The organism is Hubeiibacter jixunmingi, from assembly GCF_041928215.1.
In the GTDB taxonomy this organism is placed as follows: Bacteria; Pseudomonadota; Gammaproteobacteria; order Pseudomonadales; family Moraxellaceae; genus Acinetobacter.
Window position 1 is genome coordinate 23,111 of the sequence record NZ_JBHFHK010000003.1, and the last position, 21,302, is coordinate 44,412.

A 21,302-nucleotide genomic window follows, 5' to 3' on the forward strand; every position below is an offset into this window, starting at 1 on the left:
TTTTGTTGAGAATAAAAATCATTTACAGAAATATATTTGCAATAAAGTCCAAAAATCAATCCAAAGTCTAAGCTTTACGTCTAGTAAGTTAATGACAAAATCAGTACAATAGATAATATTTTTATTTACGTATTTTGATGATTTTTTGTTCAAAAAAAGCCATCAAATCAACAATCGATGGATTGTATTTGCTAGGAGTTATCCCCGCATGAGTGCCATTACTCCCTATGAATGGGCGATTATCGCGTTTGTTATTGGCGTGACCTTTTTGTGTGTCTTTATGCTTACCGTGCCGTTGTTGCTTGGTGGTAAAGCATGGGGTCGTGCAAAACAAGAACAATTTGAATCTGGTGTAGTGAGTGCGGGCGGTGCGCGTATTCGTTTATCAGCGAAGTTCTATTTGGTTGCAATTTTCTTTGTGGTATTTGATCTAGAAGCCTTGTATTTGTACGCATGGGCGACATCTGTGCGTGAAGTTGGTTGGATTGGCTTTAGCGTGGCTGCGGTATTTATCTTGGTGCTATTGATCGGCTTGATTTATGAGATGAGTACAGGTGCATTGAATTGGGCACCAGCAGATCGTTTGAAAGCCGCAGGTATCAAACCAAAAATTGGTTCACCAAATATGAATATTGCTGACGTGACTCGTTTTAATAATATTCAAGAACTGGTACAAGACCCTACTGGTAAAATCCCAGCACAATCTGCGCATAAAGATATTAAAGATCCAAATGGCGTTGTGACTTTGGCGAAGGAGTAATCGACTGTGAAATATACTTTAACCCGTGCAAATCCAGATGCCAATCAATACCCACTACAAGAGCGTGAAGTATTGGGGGGTGATCCATTACAAGAAGAAATCGACAAGAATATTATTCTGACCAAATTAGAAGACGTCATGCATACAGCGGTCAACTGGGGGCGTAAGCACTCAGTTTGGCCGTTTAACTTTGGTACATCTTGCTGCTATGTTGAATATGCGACCACATTGACAGGCGTACACGATTTATCACGTTTTGGTGGTGAAGTGATTCGTGCGTCACCACGTCAAGCGGATTTGATGATTGTAGCAGGTACTTGCTTTATGAAAATGGCACCAGTTATCCAACGTTTGTATGAACAAATGTTGGAGCCAAAATGGGTGATTTCAATGGGTGCATGTGCCAACTCGGGCGGTATGTACGATATTTATTCTGTTGTACAAGGTGTAGATAAAATCATTCCTGTGGATGTTTATATCCCAGGTTGCCCGCCACGTCCAGAAGCATTGATTCAAGCCTTGATGCTATTGCAAGATCAAATCCAAAAAGAACGTCGTCCATTGTCTGCCGTGATTGGTGATGACTTAAAACCAGTCTATAAGCCAAAAATGATGCCAGAGCGTGACCGTAAAAATGCACAACGTATTGCGGTAACCAATTTACGTTCGATGGATGAAGTGAAATAAATCGGCTAAAAAGTCATGGTGGGTGGTGCGTGTAGTGAGTTTGTTAAATCATTACATCACCAAGCAAAAGAATTTAATGTTGAAAATAGGAAGCCAAGTGTATGGCTGAAACCGAAAATACTGTGCCAGATGTGGAAGTTGATACCCGTCCAGCCTTTACTGTGATTGAAGAGCTCAAAGCCAAATTTGGTGATAGCTTTTTAGTACAGGCGACGTTTGAGAACTTCCCAACCATTTGGGTTGAGCGTACTGCCATCCAAGATGTGTTGATGTTCTTGCGTACTTTGCCACGTCCTTATGTGATGTTGTTTGACTTGTCAGCGGTTGATGAGCGTTTACGTAACAACCGTCAAGGTCTGCCAGCGTCTGATTTTACTGTGTTTTATCATTTGTTGTCTTTGGAGCGTAATAGCGATATTCGTATCAAAGTGGCATTGAGTGATGATGATTTGAATATGCCGACTGCTACCAATATTTGGCCAAATGCCAACTGGTATGAGCGTGAAGCATACGATATGTTTGGTATCAATTTCGAAGGGCATCCAATGCTACGTCGTATCTTGTTGCCAACCTATTGGGAAGGTCATCCATTGCGTAAAGAATATTCTGCACGTGCTACAGAATATACACCTTATATGCAAAACAAAGCCAAGCAAGATTTTGAACAAGAACATCTACGTTTTGTGCCTGAAGATTGGGGCTTAAAACGTGGTACTAAAGATGAAGACTTCATGTTCTTGAACTTGGGTCCAAACCACCCTTCTGCACACGGTGCGTTCCGTGTAGTATTGCAGTTGGACGGTGAGGAAGTGATGGACTGTGTGCCAGATATCGGCTATCACCATCGTGGTGTGGAAAAAATGGCTGAGCGTCAAACATGGCATTCGTTTATTCCTTATACTGACCGTGTCGATTATTTGGGTGGTTCTGCACAAAATATGCCTTATGTCATGGGTGTGGAGCAATTGGCAGGCATTACCGTGCCAGATCGTGCTCAATGTATCCGTGTCATGCTGAGTGAATTATTCCGTATGAGTAACCACTTGGTATTTATCGGTACAGCGATTCAGGATACGGGTGGTATGACACCAGTATTCTATATGTTTGCTGACCGTCAAAAAATCTTTAACATTGTTGAAGCGATTACTGGTTATCGTTTGCATCCATCTTGGTTTCGTATCGGTGGTACTGCACATGACTTACCAAATGGTTGGCATAAACTAGTACAAGAATTGCTAGATTGGATGCCAAAACGTTTGGACGAATACCATAAAGCAGCCTTGAAAAACTCAGTATTCCAAGGTCGTACCAAAAATGTTGCACAATATGATGCCAAGTCTGCATTGGCTTGGGGTGTAACGGGTACAGGCTTGCGTGCGACAGGTATTGATTTTGATGTGCGTAAAGCACGTCCATACAGCGGCTATGAGAATTATGATTTTGAAGTGCCAGTAGAGTACACAGGTGATGCCTATGCCCGTGTAATGGTGCATTTCCACGAAATTCGTGAATCATTAAAAATCATTAAGCAATGTTTGGATAATATGCCTTCTGGTGCGTATAAAGCTGATCACCCATTGGCTGTTCCACCACCAAAAGACAAGACATTAAAAGACATTGAAACCTTGATTACGCACTTCTTGAGCGTATCGTGGGGTCCTGTGATGCCAGCGGGCGAAGCCAGTGTGATGGCAGAAGTGGTCAAAGGTGCAAGTAATTACTACTTGACGTCTGACAAAGCCACCATGAGCTATCGTACGCGTATTCGTACGCCTACATTTACCCATTTACAGCAAATCCCATCGGTGATTAATGGCAGCTTAGTGTCTGACTTGATCATTTATTTGGCGACAATTGATGTCGTGATGGCGGACGTGGACCGTTAAGGGGTAATAGAATTATGATGATTTTAACTGACAAAAAACCACGTGTGAATGTAGAAGGCATTTTGACTAGCGAAGAGCTACACGAGATTGACCACTACATGCACCATTATCCTTATCCACGTGCAGCATGTTTGGATGCCCTAAAAATTGTGCAACGTCGCAATGGTTGGGTAGATGACGCACAAATGAATGCCATTGCACAAGTGCTAGGCATGAGTTTAGCGGATTTGGAAGGGGTGGCAACATTTTATAACCGTATCTATCGTCGTCCTGTTGGTCGTCATGTGATTTTGGTTTGTGATTCGATTGCGTGTTTCTTGATGGGTGCAGAAAGTTTGACCGAAGCATTCCAACGTGAATTAGGCATCCAATTGGGTCAAACCACGGCGGATGGTCGTTTTACTTTATTGCCAATTTGCTGTTTGGGCAATTGTGATAAAGGTCCAACGTTGATGATTGATGAAGATACGCATGGTTTGGTTGAGATTAGCTCAATCAAAACTTTGTTGGAGAAATATGTATGAACCAACAACCAATCCCAATTTATGGCGATGGCAATCCAGAAACGCATCCACTGACTTGGCGTTTGAGCAAGCATGAGCAAGTGCATGATATTGCTGATTATGAAGCATTAGAAGGTTATGCAGGTTTCAAAAAAGCCATCAGCATGACACCTGCTGAAGTATTAGAGGCAGTCAAAGCCGCAACAGTAAAAGGTCGTGGTGGTGCAGGTTTCCCAGCAGGGATTAAATGGTCATTGATGGCACCGAATGATGGTGGCCCACGCTATTTGATTTGTAATGCTGATGAAATGGAACCAGGTACATTCAAAGACCGTCTATTGATGGAGCGTTTACCGCACCAATTGATTGAAGGCATGTTGATTGCTGCTTATACCTTAGAAGCTACACAAGGCTATATCTTTATTCGTGGTGAATATATCGAAGCTGCACAATATCTTAATGCTGCTTTGGATCAATGCCGTGAAAAAGGCTACTTGGGTGACAATATTCTCGGTACCAACTGGAATTTTGAATTGCATGTGCATACCGGTGCAGGGCGTTATATCTGTGGTGAAGAAACGGCATTGATTAACTCTTTAGAAGGTCGTCGTGCTAATCCACGTACTAAGCCGCCTTTCCCACAAGTGGCAGGGGCTTGGGGTCGTCCAACGATTGTCAATAACGTGGAAACTTATAACAACTTGCCAGCGATTTTATTGCGTGGTGCAGAATGGTATATCAATCTTTCTGCACACAAGTCTAAAGACCCAGGTACCAAGATTTATGGTGCATCGGGCAAAGTCAAATTCCCAGGTTTGTGGGAATTGCCATTTGGTACGACAGCACGTGAAGTGATTGAAGACCATGCAGGCGGTATGCAAGACGGCTTGACCTTGAAAGCATGGCTACCAGGTGGTGCATCAACTGACTTTTTGACTGCAGATCATATTGATCTACCGATGGACGGTGAAAGCATCATGAAAGCAGGTTCTCGTTTGGGGACCTGTCTATTGATGGTGGTTGATGAAACCCAATGTATGGTGTCTTTGACCCGTAATTTAGAAGAATTCTTTGCACGAGAGTCTTGTGGTTTCTGTACCCCTTGCCGTGACGGTTTACCTTGGAGTGTCAAAGCCTTAAAAGCCATTGAACATGGTGAAGGCAAGATGGAAGATATCCAACACTTGCAAGAATTGACCAAAAAATTGTGGATTGGTAAAACCTTCTGTGCCCACGCACCAGGAGCGATGGAACCACTACAAAGTGCATTAAAATATTGGCGTAATGAATTTGAAGCAAAAGTGACCGATCGTCCAGTTGCTCAAGTTCAACCAGCTGAACAAGCATAAGGAATACGACAATGGCTACTATACATGTCGATGGAAAATCTTATGAAGTCAATGGCTCTGAAAACTTGCTACAAGCATGTTTGTCACTTGGCTTAGATATTCCATATTTTTGTTGGCACCCTTCTTTAGGTTCTGTGGGTTCATGTCGTCAATGTGCGGTGACCCAGTATGCCAATCCAGAAGATACCCGCGGTCGTTTGGTGATGTCTTGTATGACACCTGCTGCGGACAATACGTATATTTCGATTGAAGATAAAGAAGCGGTTGATTTTCGTGAATCAATCATTGAATTGTTGATGACCAATCACCCACATGACTGCCCAGTTTGTGAAGAAGGTGGTCACTGTCATTTACAAGATATGACCGTGATGACAGGTCACGACCGTCGTCGCTATCGCTTTACCAAGCGTACTCATCACAATCAAGAATTGGGTTCGTTTATCGCCCATGAAATGAACCGTTGTATCGCATGCTATCGTTGCGTGCGTTATTACCGTGATTATGCAGGCGGTACAGATTTTGGTGTATATGCCAATGCATCACGTGTGTATTTCGGTCGTCCAGAAGATGGCGTGTTGGAATCAGAATTTTCAGGTAACTTAACTGAAGTCTGTCCAACGGGTGTATTTACCGATAAAACCCATTCTGAACGCTATAACCGTAAATGGGATATGCAATACGCACCAAGTATTTGCCAAGGCTGTTCTTCAGGCTGTAACATTTCTCCAGGTGAACGTTATGGCGAATTGCGTCGTATCGAAAACCGATTTAACGGTGAAGTCAACCAATATTTCTTGTGTGATAAAGGTCGTTTTGGTGCAGGTTATGTCAATAATGCAGACCGTCCACGCCAACCACAATTACGTTTGAATGGCAATGCTACAAAGCTTGATACTGATCGTGCTTTGGACGATGTGATTGCAAAATTACAAGGCAAAAAAGTCTTGGGTATCGGTTCACCACGTGCCAGCTTAGAGAGTAACTTTGCGTTGCGTGAATTGGTTGGTCAAGCCAACTATTCAACAGGGATGACGCAAAAAGAGCAAAGCTTGGTGGAATTGGTTGCCGACATCATGCAAACCGAAGGCATTTATACGCCAAATATGCGTGAAATCGAAAGCTATGATGCAGTGGTGATTCTGGGTGAAGATTTAACCCAAACTGCACCGCGTATGGCTTTATCTGTACGTCAAGCTGCCAAAAACAAAGGCAAGCAAATGGCGGCAGATCGCAAAACACAAGATTGGTTGGCTGAGCCAGTACAACGTATTGCTCAAACTGAAAAATCACCGATTTTTGTCTTTGCGGTAACACAAACCCGTTTATTTGACGTTGCTGAAGCGGAAGTGGTTGCTTCACCGAATGACATCGCACGTTTAGGTTTTGCCATTGCAGCCAGCGTGAAAGGCGAAAGCGTGTATGGTGTAGATGAAGATACCAAAGCATTTGCTGAACATGTGGCAGGCGTATTGAAAGCCGCAAAAAAAACATTGGTGATTTCAGGTACAAGTTTGCAAGATCCAGCGATTTTACAAGCTGCAGCCAGTGTGGCACAAAGCTTGGGTGAAAATGCGGGCTTGAGCTTGACTGTACCAGAAGTAAACTCAATGGGCTTGGCATTATTTGGTGGCTTAAGCTTAGAACAAGCTTTTGCACAAGATTATGATACCGTTGTGATTACCGAAAACGATTTATTCCGTCGTTTACCAACTGTTCAGGTACAACAAGCCTTGGCAAAAGCTGAAACCGTGATTGTATTAGACCATAGCGAAACTGAAACTACCCAAGCAGCTGATTATGTGTTGTCAGCAGCAAGTTTTGCGGAAGGTGATGGTACCGTAGTCAGCCAAGAAGGTCGTGCACAGCGTTATTATCAAGTGTATGACCCAAGCTATTACAAGCCAGAATATGTGATTAAAGAATCTTGGCGTTGGTTGCATGCCTTGCACACTGGTGTGAAAGGTCAAGCGATTAGCTGGACAGTCTTGGACGATGTGGTCGAAGATATTGTGCGTCAAGTGCCAACATTACAAGCGATTGCTGATGTTGCTCCAGATGCAAGCTATCGTGTACACGGCTTAAAAATTGCTCGTGAACCACGTCGTTATTCTGGTCGTACTTCGATGCGTGCCAAATTATCCATTCATGAGCCAAAACAGCCAGTCGATAAAGACTCTGCTTTAACATTCTCAATGGAAGGTTATGTCGGTCCGCAAAAAGAATCGTCATTGATTCCATTTGCATGGGCACCAGGTTGGAACTCAACGCAATCTTGGAACAAATACCAAGATGAAGTGGGTGGTCACTTAAAAGGCGGTGACCCTGGCGTGCGTTTATTCGATGTATTGCCAAAACGTGCTAGCCGTAGCTTTGTTGCACCAAATGCCACAGTAACCAATCCTGCAGTATTCCATTTGGTACCGATGTATCATATTTTTGCATCAGGTGAATTTACCATCAAAACGCCAGCAATGCAGTCACGTATTCCTGAGCCACGTTTTGCCATGAATCCGCAAGATGCACAGCGTTTGGGTGTACAAGATGGCAGTACCATGAATGTAAATATTGGTGATACAGCAGTAAGCTTACCTGTACAAATTATTGAGTATTTGCCAGCAGGCTATTTGGGTTATCCAATGGGGATTGCACCAACAGTATCATTGGCTGAGCCAGTCACAATCAGTACTGTGGCACAAGTAGGAGCATCATCATGAATGAAGCTGTTCGTGTAATTCCTGAATGGGCAGTGGGCTACGAGACCTTGTTCTTGGTGGTGCAAGCTGTCGTCATCATGCTTGCAGTGGTGGTGATGGCTGCTGCAATGCCATGGGTAGAGCGTCGTCTGTTGGGCTTATGGCAAGACCGTTACGGTCCAAACCGTGTAGGTCCTTTTGGTATTTTCCAAATCGTTGCCGATATGCTCAAAATCATGTTTAAAGAAGACTGGACACCAAAATTTGCTGATAAATTGACTTTCCGTATGGCACCTGCGATTGCCATGGCGACAGCATTATTGTCGTTTATGGTGATTCCAATGAGTCCATCAATTGGCGTGGCGGATATGAATATCGGGCTATTGTTCTTTATGGCAATGGCAGGTATTGCAGTCTATGCGGTATTGTTCGGTGGTTGGTCTTCAAATAACAAATATGCCTTATTGGGTGGCTTGCGTTCTGCAGCACAAACCATTTCTTATGAAGTATTCTTAGGTATTTCATTGATGGGTGTGGTAGCGATTGCGGGTACTTTTAACTTGCGTGAAATCGTTGAAGCACAACGTGACGTGTGGTTTATCGTTCCACAGTTCTTGGGCTTTATGGTGTTTATCGTGGCAGGCGTTGCGGTCACACACCGTCACCCGTTTGACCAACCTGAAGCAGAACAAGAACTTGCAGAAGGTTATCACGTAGAATATGGTGGTATGAAGTGGGGGATGTTCTTCGTTGCAGAATATGTCAACGTGGTCTTGATCTCGGCATTGATTGTGACTTTATTCTTTGGTGGTTGGTTAGCACCGTTTAATCTTGAAATTCCGTTTATTCCACCAATTTTTTGGTTCATTATCAAGACATTATTCTTTGTGATGATGTTTGTCTTGGCACGTGCGTCATTGATTCGTCCGCGTTATGACCAAGTGATGAATTTTGGTTGGAAAGTCTGTTTACCATTAGCCATCTTAAACTTGTTGGTCACTGGTGCAGTGATTTTATGGTAACTAAGGAGGCAAAAATCGTATGAGTAATTTATTCGCTTCCTTAGGGAAGGTGATTGTTGGTACAGGTACAGTGGTACGCTCGTTAGCCATGGTATTTAGCCATGCTACACGCAAGCGTGATACCATTTTGTATCCAGAAGTGCCTGCAGAAGAAATCGTACCACCACGTTTTCGTGGTCGTATCGTGCTAACCCGTGACCCAGATGGTGAAGAGCGTTGTGTGGCTTGTAACCTGTGTGCGGTAGCATGTCCTGTCGGCTGTATTTCATTGCAAAAAGCTGAAAAAGAAGATGGCCGTTGGTATCCAGAGTTTTTCCGTATCAATTTTTCACGTTGTATTTTCTGTGGCATGTGCGAAGAGGCGTGTCCGACCACAGCCATTCAGCTGACACCAGACTTTGAATTGGGTGAATACAACCGTCAAGATTTGGTCTATGAAAAAGAAAACTTGTTGATCTCAGGTCCGGGTAAATATCCAGATTATAATTTCTATCGTGTGACAGGTATGGCGGTGACTGGCAAAGAAAAAGGTCAGGCAGAACGCGAATCTGCACCTATTGATGTACGGAGTTTATTACCATGATGTGGCCATTTTATGTGATGGCTATCGTCGCCATCTTATCCACCATTCGTGTGATTACCAACGCCAATCCTGTACACGCATTACTTAATCTTATCGTGTCATTGTTGGCTGTGGCAGGTATTTTCTTTATCGTCGGTGCACCATTTGCTGGTGCATTGGAAGTCATCGTCTATGCAGGGGCAATCATGGTATTGTTCGTGTTTGTGGTGATGATGTTGAACCTAGGTTCACACACTGTCATGCAAGAAAAATCATGGTTAAGCTCATCCACATGGGCTTGGCCAGCAGCTTTAAGCTTTATCGTTGGTTTGGTTTTGGTCTGGTCAATGTCAGGTACTGCGTCAGACAAGGTGATGGGACAAGAAATCATTGGTCCAAAACTGGTCGGTATTGCCTTATTTACCAAATACTTATTATTAGTTGAAATCGCTGCATTATTACTGTTGGCTGCTTTGGTAGCAGCATATCATCTTGGTAAACGTGGTGCAGAAGAAGAGGAGCAAGGCTAATGGGAAATATTCCTTTGGAACACGGCTTAATCCTTGCAACAATACTTTTTGCACTGGGATTTTGTGGCGTGATGGTACGTCGCAATGTGTTATTTATCTTGATGAGCTTAGAGATCATGATGAATGCTGCGGCACTTGCCTTTGTTTTGGCAGGTAGTGCGTGGAAACAGCCTGATGGTCAAATTATGTTTATTTTTATTTTGACTTTGGCAGCAGCAGAAGCATGTATCGGGTTGGCTATCGTTCTTCGATTCTATCATCGCTTCCATCATTTGGATGTTGATGCGGCAAGTGAGATGCGCGGATGAGTTATTTATATTTAACAATTCTTTTCCCGCTAATTGGCTTTGTATTATTAGCGGCAGGACGAGATAGACTGTCTGAAAATGTAGCAGCGGTGATTGGTGTAGGTGCGGTAGGTTTATCAGCATTGACGGCTTTAATTGTCGGCATTGAGTTTTATCAAGCACAACCAAGCTGGACAGCTGAAACTGTAGGTTATAACCAACATCTTTGGACGTGGTTCAATGTCGGTGGTTTTGCCCCTGCATTTGGTTTGTACTTAGATGGCTTATCTTTGTTAATGCTTGGCATGGTGACTGGTGTGGGCTTTTTGATCCATATCTTTGCATCATGGTATATGCGTGGCGAAGAAGGCTATGCACGCTTTTTCTCTTACTTCAACCTATTCGTCGCCAGTATGGTGGTGTTGGTATTGGGCGATAACATGGCGTTATTGTTCTTGGGTTGGGAAGGCGTAGGTCTATGCTCTTATTTGTTGATTGGTTTTTATTATGCCAATCCAAGCAATGGTTGGGCGGCCATCAAAGCATTCACGGTTACTCGTGTTGGTGATATTTTCTTATTGATTGGCATGTTCTTGTTGTATCAACAATTTGGTACTTTGGATATTCGCCCAATCGTGGATAATGCCAAAGAAATCTTAACAGGTCAGAATATTGCGTTCTGGACAGCGTTGATGTTGTTCTTGGGTGCGGCAGGTAAATCAGCACAGATTCCATTACAAACTTGGTTGGCAGATGCGATGGCAGGTCCTACACCTGTATCAGCGTTAATCCACGCAGCGACCATGGTTACTGCGGGTGTGTATTTGACTAGTCGTTTGTTCCCAGTATTCCAAGCAGCACCAGAAATTTTAACCTTCATTTCGGTAACAGGTGCGGTAACATTATTGGTTGCAGGCTTTGCGGCATTGGTACAAACCGACATCAAACGTATCTTGGCATACTCAACCATGAGTCAGCTTGGTTATATGTTTATGGCGGTCGGTGCAGAAGCGTATCAAGCAGGCTTGTTCCATATGCTGACTCACGCATTCTTTAAGGCATTATTATTCTTATCATCTGGTGCAGTGATTCTTGCTTGCCATCACGAACAAAACATCTTTAAGATGGGCGGTTTGTGGAAAAAGATTCCATTTGTATTTGCCTGTTTCGTGGTCGGTGGTGGTGCATTAGCGGCGTTACCATTTATTACCGTAGGTTATTTCTCTAAAGATGCGATTTTGGCAGCCGTGTATGCACATGGTCATATGGCGAATTTAGAAGTATATGGCTATTTGTATTGGGCTGGTGTTGTGGGTGCGTTCTTAACCTCAATCTATACTTTCCGCTTGATTTGGGTGGTATTCTTTGGTGAAGAGAAAACTCATGCACACGCTATCCACGGTGTAACTTACTGGGCACCATTGTCTGTATTGTTAGTATTATCGACGGGTGTTGGTGCATTATTAAAAGCACCTGTAGAAAAATTATTAAATTCTGCACAAATTCCTGCATTTATCGTGCCTGAAAACTTGGCAGAACAAGTGCATCATGCAGAATTGACCGCAGTAGGTATTGCTTTGGCTGGCTTGGTAGTTGGTGTAATTTTATTTGCATTTGCGTATTCAAGCGTAAAATCTGTAGCAAATACTGGTTTTGGTCGTGGTGTTGCACATCTATGGCGTTCAGCATTTGGCTTTGATGCCTTGTATGACTTAATCTTTGTCAAACCTTATTTATTGCTCGCACGTATCTTTGGTCGTGATCCTGTAGATAGCTTGTGGCTGGCATTACCTGCCATCGTAAAAGGTGGTAATAAAGCAGCCAGCTGGCGTCAAACAGGTTTGTTACGTGAATATGCTGCCAGTATGGGCTTGGGTGTAATTGTGTTATTAATTATTCTGATTGTCACTCAGGTGGGGGTATAAGATGGAAAATAATTTACTTCTCCCTGCATTGATTTTGGTGCCATTTTTTGCAGGTCTGTTGTGTTGGCTTGCCGACCGTATGGGCAATACTGTACCAAAATGGATTGCCTTGATTGGTATGCTGATTACATTAGGTTTAAGCTTAATGTTATGGAGTACAGGTACTTATAGCTTTGAAGCACAAAGTGCAGTGCCACAATGGGCAGCACAATTCCACGTACCATGGATTCCGACTTTAGGTATTAGCATTCACTTGGCAACCGATGGCTTGTCAATGCTCATGGTCGCCTTGACCGCATTACTTGGTGTCTTGGCGGTAGGTTGTTCATGGTCAGAAATTCAAAAGCATGAAGGTTTCTTTTTCCTCAATTTATTATGGAGTTTGGGCGGTGTTATCGGGGTATTCTTAGCCATCGATATGTTCCTATTCTTCTTCTTCTGGGAAATGATGCTAGTACCGATCTATTTCTTGATCGCTTTGTGGGGACACAAGGGCTCAAACGGTCGTACTCGTGACTATGCAGCCAAGAAATTCTTTATCTATACTCAAGTATCTGGTTTGATCATGTTGGTTGGTGTACTGTCTTTGGTATTGATCAACTATTCACAACGTGCAGAAACTGATCCTAATGCTCTACTGAGCTTTAACTATATGGATTTGTTAGGTACGCACATTCCGCCAGGTTTTGACTATGCGATTATGTTGTGTTTCTTCATTGGTTTTGCAGTGAAATTACCAGTATTTCCGTTACATGGCTGGTTACCAGATGCCCACGCACAAGCACCTACAGCAGGTTCAGTGGATTTGGCGGGTATTTTGATTAAAACTGCTGCTTATGGTCTTTTGCGTTTTACCATTCCATTCTTCCCAGAAGCATCGGCTGAGTTTGCCAATATCGCGATTATCCTTGGTTTGATCGGTATCTTCTATGGTGCATGGTGTGCATTCCAACAAACTGATATGAAACGTTTGTTGGCTTATACTTCTATTTCACACATGGGCTTTATTCTGTTGGCGATTTATGCAGGCAACATTTTGACTTATCAAGGTTTGATGGTGATGATGTTGGCACATGGTCTGTCTTCAGCAGCATTGTTTATTATGAGTGGTCAAGTGTATGAGCGTCTACATACGCGTGATATGCGTTTGATGGGCGGTATGCGTGGTCAGTTCCGTTATTTACCTGTGTTTTTGATGTTCTTTGTAGTAGCTTTGGTTGGTATTCCAGGTCTAGGTAACTTTGTTGGTGAATTCTTAATTTTGATGGGTTCATTTAATAAATATCCAACCTTTACTATTATCGCTGCAATCAGCCTTGTGTTTGCTGGTTTGTACGGCTTGATTTTGATTCATCGTACTTTGTTTGGTCAGCCAAACCCAGAGCAAACGCCTTATTATGATGCTAAGCCAAAAGATTTGACTGCCCGTGAAATCCTGATTTTATCTGTAGCAGCGATTGGTCTGATTTGGTTAGGTATCTACCCGCAAACGATTTTGGATGTGTCACATTCAAGTTTGCAATGGATCGTGGATAGTTTCAGTGTTGCACAATCTATGCCATTGTCTTCAATTAATGCTACGGAGATTCAATAGTCATGAACTTTACTATTTCATTTTCGCAGCTACTGCCTTTAGTGCCAGTGATGATTGTGGCGTTGACTACAATCATCGTGATGTTGTTGGTGTCTCTTAAGCGTCATCATGATTTGGCAGCGACCGCAAGTGTGTTGGGTTTAAATATTGCAGCATTGTGGTTGGTTAAAGATCTATATTTAAAAGTGCCATCAGCTGATGTGATGGGCTTATTTACTGTAGATAGCTTTGCACGTGTATTTATGTTGATGGTGGTGATAGCATCATTGGCTTGTATGACGTTGTCACACGCATATTTATCAAAATTCAAAGACAATAAAGAAGAGCTTTATATCTTATTGCTTGCATCAGTGACTGGTGCAATGTTAATGGTATCAAGTACGCATTATGCATCGTTCTTTATGAGTTTAGAGTTGATGTCGATTCCAGTATATGGCATGTTGGCTTATACCTATCATCGTCAGCGTTCGCTTGAGTCGGGCATTAAATACTTAGTATTGTCTGCGACGGCATCAGCGATGCTCTTGATGGGTATGGCATATCTTTATGCTTATACAGGCGAGATGTCGTTTGCTATTTCTGCTATGGAAATAGTAAAAGCGTTGCATGAGCCTTTGGTGGTGATTGGTCTAGGCTTGACTATATTTGCAGTGGCGTTCAAATTGTCTTTAGCACCTTTCCACAAATGGACAGCAGATGTCTATCAAGGCGCCCCTGCACCGATGGCAACTTTCTTGGCATCTGCTGCGAAAGTGGCGACTTTAGGTCTATTCTTACGTTATGTCTATACTTCAGGTGCGTTGGTACTTGACGGTGTCATGACTGTATTGACCGTGATTGCTATCTTATCGGTATTCCTAGGTAACTTGTTGGCATTGAATCAAAATAATTTAAAACGTATTTTGGCATATTCTTCAATTGCTCATTTTGGTTACGTTTTGATTGCATTAGTCAGCACAGATATTTCTGCATTAGCTGCGATTAATACTTATATCATCAGTTATGTATTAACGACTATTGGTGCCTTTGGTGTGATTGCTTTGATGTCTAGTCCATTCAATCATGAAGCAGAAGCTGAAACCTTGGAAGACTACCGTGGCTTGTTCTGGCGTCGTCCAGTATTAACCGCAACATTGACGGTGATGTTATTGTCATTGGCAGGTATTCCATTGACCGCAGGTTTTGTTGCCAAGTTTATGATCGTATTACAAACTGTTGCAGTGATGAACTGGTGGCTCGCTGGTGTGATCATCATTGGTAGTGGTATTGGTTTATACTATTATTTGCGTGTTTTGGCAGTGCTTTATATGGCACCGATTGACAAGCCAAATCTTGATGCTGAAAAGCATTGGGGCAAAACTGCTGGTGGTATCATGGTACTCGTTGCTGCATTACTTGTATTGGTATTGGGTGTTTATCCAGAGCCAATGTTAAAAGTAGCCGAGTTTGCTAAAATCGAAGTTTTACAATAATTTTTCAGCTTTAAAGATTATTGTTGCACAAAAAAGCCTACTGTAAATGCAGTAGGCTTTTGTATTATGAGAGAACTGTTCTATAATAAAGGTCTGTTCAAGTACAATTTTGCCCAAAGGTCAGCTATCATGTCTATTCAAGAAATCCGCCATCCGCTTATCCGCCATAAACTTGGTTTATTACGTCGTTCAGACATGAGTACTAAAAATTTTCGTGAGTTGGCTCAAGAAATAACCATGTTATTGGTCTACGAAGCAACAAAAGACTTAGAGCTTGAAAATCATACCATTTCGGGCTGGGCTGGAGATGTCAGTGCTGAGCGTATCGCAGGTAAAAAAATAACGATTGTGCCTATTCTTCGTGCTGGTATTGGTATGTTAGAAGGCGTGTTGAATTTGATTCCGAGTGCCAAAGTGAGTGTTCTAGGCTTAGAGCGTGATGAAGAAACATTACAAGCACGTACTTATTACAAAAAATTAGTTCCAGATGTAGCACAACGTCTAGCAATGATTATCGATCCGATGCTTGCAACAGGTAGCTCTTTGGTGGCAGCGATTGATGTGCTGAAAGCCAGTGGCTGTAAAGATATTCGTGTTATGGTCTTGGTTGCAGCACCAGAAGGCATAGCATTCGTTGAAAAACATCATCCTGACGTGCAAATTTATACTGCGTCAATCGATCAAGGTCTAAATGAACAAGGTTATATCTTGCCTGGTTTAGGCGATGCTGGCGATAAAATTTTTGGTAGCGTGCAAAAGTGCTAATTATTGCCAATCTTGCTCTATAACTGTAACGATAAAAAAACAGCACCTAGAATACTAGGTGCTGTTCTTTATGCTCAAACCAAGATTAGCGATTGAAGCGATCCCAAGCTTGACGAGCCGAGATTTTAGCTTCTTCCCACTTCAAGCGAGATTCGCCTTTGATTTCATGCCACTTGGCTTCTAAGTCATTTTCATGGTCTTCGAAACGTGCATCGACTGGATAATAGTTACGGCTTTCATAACCTACACGGTAAGCAGGGTAGTAGTCACGCTCGTATTCGTAGCCAGTGATAGGGTTTTGTGAATATACTTCACGCCAGTAAGCTTCTTCGAGCGTTGGATCAGCAAGCTCTGCAACTGCTTTACCAGCACCGCCACCTACGACTGCACCAATTGCACCACCAACGATTGTACCAAGTGGACCTGCAACTGAACCTACTGCTGCGCCGATTACCGCACCAGAAGCACCGCCGATACCAGTACCTGCTGGATGCGAACCTGGCTCACCCGTGATTGGGTCAGCATTCAAATCTTCACGCACTTCTTTAGGAAGGGTCTTTACTACGTCTTTATCAATTTCATTGTTACTCATCGTATTACATCCTCTAAAGCATAATAGGTTTTATGAACATCAGCACATGTTCGATCGATTTGAGTGAGGTGGCTGTGTATATGTTAATCATAAACAGATATAAAAGAGTGAGATATAGCGAAGTTGTAAAGTAGGTAAGCAACTGTTATTGAAATTACACTTTTAAGTAAAGATATACTTTGCTTATGTATTTATCACACAAAATGATTGACTATAAAAAAACTGATTTTTTCTAAGTATTTGATATTTATTAAATTTAAAAATATTATCCTATTATTTAAAGATACAATAGGATAATATGTGATGATTTTAACAAAAGTTAAAAATTTCGTAATGCATTATGCATTCGCTTGTTTTTGGCAATAATCCAAGAATGCTTTTAGACCAGGTCCCTGATATTTCTGACGATGAACCAGTAGATATAATTGGCGAGTTAAATTCCAAAAAGGCGTATCTAAAATCACCAATTGCCCTTTTTCAACAAAAGGTTGAATGGCTAAAGTCGATGCACAAGTAATACCTAATCCCTGAGCCACGACATTCAGGATCGTTTCATTATGCCCCAAAGTCAGACGGATATTTGGATGATCTAAATTTGGTAAAATCATTTGATCAAATACTTCTCTTGTGCCTGAACCTTGTTCACGTAAAATCCAATCGACATCGACAAAATCATCCGCCGAGAATTTGTGCTGTTGAGATTTGAGCTGAGCTAAAGCATGGTTAGGTGCACAGCAAATCGCTAGCTCATCACTTTGCCAAGGAATACATTGCAACTGTGGCATATTGCATGAGCCTTCAATAAAGGCGACATCAAGTTGATATTGATTGACCGCATCAATCATTTGACGGGTATTGCCCGATTGTAGTTGTAAATTGGCTTTTGGATATTGGATAAAAAAGTCAGTAACCAATTGTGGAATCAAATAATCGCTAATAGTTAAGGTCGCACCCAAACGTAAATCAATGCCTTGTAACTCACCGCGTGCGACTTGTTCAAAGGCTTCACAACGTCCCAAAATTTCTAAAGCCTGTGGTAATAAATAACGTCCTAAGTCATTAAGCTGTAAACGCTTGCCTTGACGATCGAACAAAGGCGAGCCTAAGCCGTCTTCTAAGTCGGACAATGCCATACTGGCAGCACTTTGCGTCAGTCTTACCGCATCACTGGCTCGGGTAACAGTACCTTCTTGAGCGACGGCAACAAAAACCGCTAATTGACGCAATGTCATACGCATAATAACTACCTTTCAATCATAGGCTAAAATCACTGATTTATGCTAACATGGATTGATTAAATTTTCTTGTGATTTCGGCATGATTGATGAAAAATTTCTCGCAACCCAAGTAATTTCTATTCATACTTGGTCTGATACGCTATTTAGCTTTACTGTAACACGTCCTGATAGCTTTCGCTTTACTGCTGGGCAGTTTGCACGGATTGGTATTTTAGTTGATGGTGAGCTGATTGTGCGAGCTTATTCAGTAGTGTCATCACCATATGATGAGTATTTGGAATTTTTCTCTATTGTTGTGCCTGATGGTGCGTTTACTTCACGCTTACAGCATTTACAGCTTGGTGATACGTTGTATATTGAAAAAGTACCGTATGGCTTTTTGACTTTGGCTCGCTATCAACAGCCTGCACCGCAAGATTTATGGCTATTGGCGACAGGGACGGGGGTTGCACCATTTATTTCTATGCTGCAAGATTTTAAGACTTGGGAAGATTATCAACATATTATCTTGGTCTATAGTGTGCGGACGGCACAAGAATTGGCATATCAAGATAAAATCGCTGAGATAAAAGCGTTATTTGCTGATGAGCCTGCCAAATTGACGTTTATTCCAATTGTTACCCGTGAAGTCGTGCAAGGGGCGTTAAATCAACGTTTACCGCAATTGATTGCATCAGGTGAGCTTGAGCGTGTGGCAGAATTAAAATTTGATGTAACTCGTAGTCATGTCATGTTGTGCGGTAATCCGCAAATGGTGGAAGATACCAAAGAAAGCCTAAAAGCCATCGGTCTGACCATGAATAGACGTGGTGAAGGCAATATTGCGGTGGAAAATTATTGGTAATATTTGCATTTTGAATATCTTTACAAGCCATAAATGATAAAAGCTCTATCAAAAAATAGAGCTTTTATTTTAATAAAATCAAAAAAAATTAAAGACTTACACAACGTCCTTCATCATCACAAATTTTTCCACTGCCCTGATTCATTGGTGAAGTATAATTTGGACTGGCACTTGGGGCAGGGCCGCTTGATGTATTGCGATTCGGATTGCCTAAACTTGGTGGCAAACTATTACTTGGCATTAGGCTGTTGCTATTTAGAGTGATTTTGAAATTATCGTACAAATCATTTGCCAACTGTTCATAGCCCGAGCGACTAAAGTGCACACCATCTTTGGCTGCTAGCCCTTTTGCTACCCAATTATTCATGCTACAAGCACCACCCATAGCGTCTTGCCAACTCCAATACAGCGTACGATTTTGCTGTGCTAAGCGACGTAATTGGCTCTGCACGGTATCTAGACTTGGCGAACGTGTACCGCAACTACCTGATGTGCTTTGCAAGCTTTCAGGGGCATTTACCACCAAGATGGCTGCATTCGGCAAGGCTTGACGTACTTGGCTAATGGCTTGCTGTACCGCAATCAATTGACTATCGACTTGTGCTTGAAAAGCTTCATTAGTACCATAAGCCAAAATCACCATGTCAGCTTGTGAAGCAGCGATATCTTGGCTCAAACCACTACGCCAGCGTTGCCAATAATCTTGCGTTGCACCATTAATCCCGATTGCTGATACTGTGCCGCCTTTATTGGCACCTAACCAAAAACCACCTAAACTCATTCCCTTATTGGCAGTAACGGTGACAGGCAAAGTCATACTACTCGGTAAAGTCTGCCAACCCGAACGGCTCAAAGTGATTTGACGTTCACCTTGATTATCTTTGATTTTAAGCTGTTGCCCTGCGTCACCTTGTACTAGAATACGTGCATCTTGATATTGATTATTATAATTTTGACTGGTTAGAGTGACACTCGCACCATCAACATCCGCTGTAGCGGTAATACCACCTAAGGCATAGTCACCGTTACGATTAAAACGGCTATTATTTACTGTCCAGCCATTGCTACGATAATCGTGGCGTGCGTTGCGTTGCCCACTGACTTTAGCAGGATAAGCAAAGCCAATCCCCCCCACACCAACATCACTTTGCAACCGTTTACGTAATTGTTCTGTCAAATAATCGCCTGCGGTATGCGAATCGCCAAATTGTACGATATGGACTTTCTGTTGATTAAATGCATTTCTTAACGATGCCAAATTTTCACCAAAATTTTCTACAGGTGCAGCCATCACACTACTACAACACATCGTAGCAAATAGGCTAAAGCAGATTTTAGTCATGCTTAGATTGAGTTTTGTAGGGTATTTCATGTGATGTCCTAAAAAATAACATTAAAATTTGAGCGTAGCATAACAAAAAATCGTATAGAAGTTTTGCTGATTTTGCAAAGCAATGTAATGAAGATGTTCATTATTTTTGATATATGCTGCTCTCTTTTCTATTCCCTAATTATTAAACACCAAATTTTAGCTGTTTTTCACTTTGATTTTTTGCAAAATGGCTTGGGCAATGAGCTTTTGACCATCTGCTGTAAAATGAATACCATCTGCTGTACGCACTTTGGTTATTTTACCATCAATATTAATGCTGTCGCTGTAATGACTTTCATTGCCATTGGTCAATAATAAAGGCTTACTATCAATGACCAGTGCATTATTTTTAGGAATGGTTTGATGATAGACTTGACGTAAAGCATCCATTTGCTGGCTGAGCTCAGGGCGTTTCATTGTAGGTGGCGTAACCCATAATACTTGCACATCACTTTTTTGAGCAGCCTTTAATATACGTTGAATCTTTTCAGCATAAAGTTGATTCCAGCGAGGTGTATTAAAAATCACACGTTTGCCATTTTGGGGATCGCTCACATCCCAAGGGTCGTTTGGCCCTAAGAAAATAATTAAAGCCCCAATATCTGGATTGGCAGTAAGTGTATTTTCAATGGTTTTAGGCCAATCAAAAAACGTGCTGTAGCTCAGCCCTGTACTTTGCTTACTCAAATCAATGCTTTTGACTTGATACTGTTTTTGTAAATCACGCATAACCCAAGGTGCAACACCTTGCATCATTGAATCGCCAGCAAAAAACACTTTTTGGTCGCTACTGATAGACACGCTATCAAGTTCTAAACTTTGCTGCTGTTGCTTTAATAAATGTGCTGCATGACGTTTGGCAAGCTCTTCTTGATGACGTTTTTGTGCTGCGATTTGTTCAGGATATAGGGTCTGATTGAGTTCTTTGTTGCTGAGTTTACTCACTTCAGTCAAGTTTTGCTGAATACCTTGAGTGTAATCAATCACTTGTTGAATTTGTTGTCCAGAACGCCAAGCATCTGCCTGTGATAACTGATCAAATACTGATGTATTTTGATAACTTTGTTGCCAATAACTGCTAATGCTATCTTGTTTTACCCATGTCACCAAAAGTAATGTTGATGCCAAAATTGCACCCACTTTCCAAGGTTGTAATTGCTTTGACTTATTTGATTCAAAATGAGCGTCAGTGTTGTCATTCATCATAGTCTTCCATTATTT

At 42.0% G+C, this 21,302-nt stretch carries 19 protein-coding genes; 15 read left to right on the forward strand and 4 right to left on the reverse strand.

Annotated elements, in window-relative coordinates; genetic code table 11:
• Window positions 1-208 precede the first annotated feature (208 nt).
• The 14 genes from ndhC to upp all read left to right on the forward strand — a co-directional run bounded on the left by ndhC (window position 209) and on the right by upp (window position 16,035).
• Window positions 209-760, forward strand: coding sequence for an NADH-quinone oxidoreductase subunit A (gene ndhC / locus ACEYX7_RS00840; protein WP_374804639.1), 552 nt, complete (start codon window positions 209-211; stop codon window positions 758-760).
• Window positions 761-766: 6 nt separating this feature from the next.
• Entirely contained in the window at window positions 767-1,447 is a 681-nt protein-coding gene (locus ACEYX7_RS00845; RefSeq protein ID WP_374804640.1) for a NuoB/complex I 20 kDa subunit family protein, read from the forward strand.
• Between the two features lie 101 nt (window positions 1,448-1,548).
• Window positions 1,549-3,333: an NADH-quinone oxidoreductase subunit C/D gene (gene nuoC, locus ACEYX7_RS00850; protein ID WP_374804641.1), complete on the forward strand. Its 1,785-nt coding sequence runs from the start codon at window positions 1,549-1,551 to the stop codon at window positions 3,331-3,333.
• A gap of 14 nt (window positions 3,334-3,347) precedes the next feature.
• Window positions 3,348-3,857 (forward strand): NADH-quinone oxidoreductase subunit NuoE, encoded by a 510-nt coding sequence (nuoE, locus tag ACEYX7_RS00855; RefSeq protein WP_374804642.1) that lies wholly within the window; start codon window positions 3,348-3,350, stop codon window positions 3,855-3,857.
• Entirely contained in the window at window positions 3,854-5,185 is a 1,332-nt protein-coding gene (nuoF, locus tag ACEYX7_RS00860) for an NADH-quinone oxidoreductase subunit NuoF (protein WP_374804643.1), read from the forward strand. Before nuoE ends, nuoF begins: the two co-directional genes overlap by 4 nt.
• A gap of 11 nt (window positions 5,186-5,196) precedes the next feature.
• A complete protein-coding gene (nuoG, locus tag ACEYX7_RS00865) occupies window positions 5,197-7,899 on the forward strand; it encodes an NADH-quinone oxidoreductase subunit NuoG (protein ID WP_374806619.1) in 2,703 nt (900 codons plus the stop codon).
• Complete coding sequence (gene nuoH, locus ACEYX7_RS00870; RefSeq protein WP_374804645.1) at window positions 7,896-8,900, forward strand: NADH-quinone oxidoreductase subunit NuoH; 1,005 nt, start codon at window positions 7,896-7,898, stop codon at window positions 8,898-8,900. Before nuoG ends, nuoH begins: the two co-directional genes overlap by 4 nt.
• Window positions 8,901-8,919: 19 nt before the next feature.
• Window positions 8,920-9,483, forward strand: a complete 564-nt coding sequence (nuoI, locus tag ACEYX7_RS00875) for an NADH-quinone oxidoreductase subunit NuoI (RefSeq protein WP_374804646.1) — start codon at window positions 8,920-8,922, stop codon at window positions 9,481-9,483.
• Window positions 9,483-9,992, forward strand: coding sequence for an NADH-quinone oxidoreductase subunit J (gene nuoJ, locus ACEYX7_RS00880; protein WP_374804655.1), 510 nt, complete (start codon window positions 9,483-9,485; stop codon window positions 9,990-9,992). The genes nuoI and nuoJ overlap by 1 nt, the downstream gene beginning before the upstream one ends.
• A complete protein-coding gene (nuoK, locus tag ACEYX7_RS00885) occupies window positions 9,992-10,300 on the forward strand; it encodes an NADH-quinone oxidoreductase subunit NuoK (RefSeq protein WP_374804647.1) in 309 nt (102 codons plus the stop codon). Before nuoJ ends, nuoK begins: the two co-directional genes overlap by 1 nt.
• Window positions 10,297-12,204 (forward strand): NADH-quinone oxidoreductase subunit L, encoded by a 1,908-nt coding sequence (gene nuoL, locus ACEYX7_RS00890; RefSeq protein ID WP_374804648.1) that lies wholly within the window; start codon window positions 10,297-10,299, stop codon window positions 12,202-12,204. Before nuoK ends, nuoL begins: the two co-directional genes overlap by 4 nt.
• Window position 12,205: 1 nt before the next feature.
• Window positions 12,206-13,798, forward strand: coding sequence for an NADH-quinone oxidoreductase subunit M (nuoM, locus tag ACEYX7_RS00895; protein WP_374900098.1), 1,593 nt, complete (start codon window positions 12,206-12,208; stop codon window positions 13,796-13,798).
• 2 nt (window positions 13,799-13,800) lie between these two features.
• A complete protein-coding gene (gene nuoN, locus ACEYX7_RS00900; RefSeq protein ID WP_374804650.1) occupies window positions 13,801-15,270 on the forward strand; it encodes an NADH-quinone oxidoreductase subunit NuoN in 1,470 nt (489 codons plus the stop codon).
• A gap of 129 nt (window positions 15,271-15,399) precedes the next feature.
• Window positions 15,400-16,035, forward strand: a complete 636-nt coding sequence (gene upp / locus ACEYX7_RS00905) for a uracil phosphoribosyltransferase (RefSeq protein WP_374804651.1) — start codon at window positions 15,400-15,402, stop codon at window positions 16,033-16,035.
• 85 nt (window positions 16,036-16,120) lie between these two features.
• On the opposite strand, the gene ACEYX7_RS00910 is transcribed toward upp, so the two are convergent.
• Together ACEYX7_RS00910 and ACEYX7_RS00915 are read right to left on the reverse strand one after the other, a co-directional pair.
• Window positions 16,121-16,627, reverse strand: coding sequence for a glycine zipper family protein (locus ACEYX7_RS00910; protein ID WP_374804652.1), 507 nt, complete (start codon window positions 16,625-16,627; stop codon window positions 16,121-16,123).
• A 338-nt stretch (window positions 16,628-16,965) separates the two neighbouring features.
• Window positions 16,966-17,865 (reverse strand): LysR family transcriptional regulator, encoded by a 900-nt coding sequence (locus ACEYX7_RS00915; protein ID WP_374804653.1) that lies wholly within the window; start codon window positions 17,863-17,865, stop codon window positions 16,966-16,968.
• A gap of 79 nt (window positions 17,866-17,944) precedes the next feature.
• Here ACEYX7_RS00915 and ACEYX7_RS00920 point away from each other — a divergent pair, with 79 nt between their 5' ends.
• On the forward strand, window positions 17,945-18,709 hold the full coding sequence (locus ACEYX7_RS00920; protein WP_374804654.1) for a ferredoxin--NADP reductase: 765 nt from the start codon (window positions 17,945-17,947) through the stop codon (window positions 18,707-18,709).
• A gap of 88 nt (window positions 18,710-18,797) precedes the next feature.
• Here ACEYX7_RS00920 and ACEYX7_RS00925 read toward each other — a convergent pair whose 3' ends face one another.
• Together ACEYX7_RS00925 and ACEYX7_RS00930 are read right to left on the reverse strand one after the other, a co-directional pair.
• Window positions 18,798-20,081, reverse strand: a complete 1,284-nt coding sequence (locus ACEYX7_RS00925; RefSeq protein ID WP_374804175.1) for an SGNH/GDSL hydrolase family protein — start codon at window positions 20,079-20,081, stop codon at window positions 18,798-18,800.
• Window positions 20,082-20,237: 156 nt separating this feature from the next.
• Entirely contained in the window at window positions 20,238-21,284 is a 1,047-nt protein-coding gene (locus ACEYX7_RS00930; protein ID WP_374804177.1) for an SGNH/GDSL hydrolase family protein, read from the reverse strand.
• Window positions 21,285-21,302: the final 18 nt, after the last annotated feature.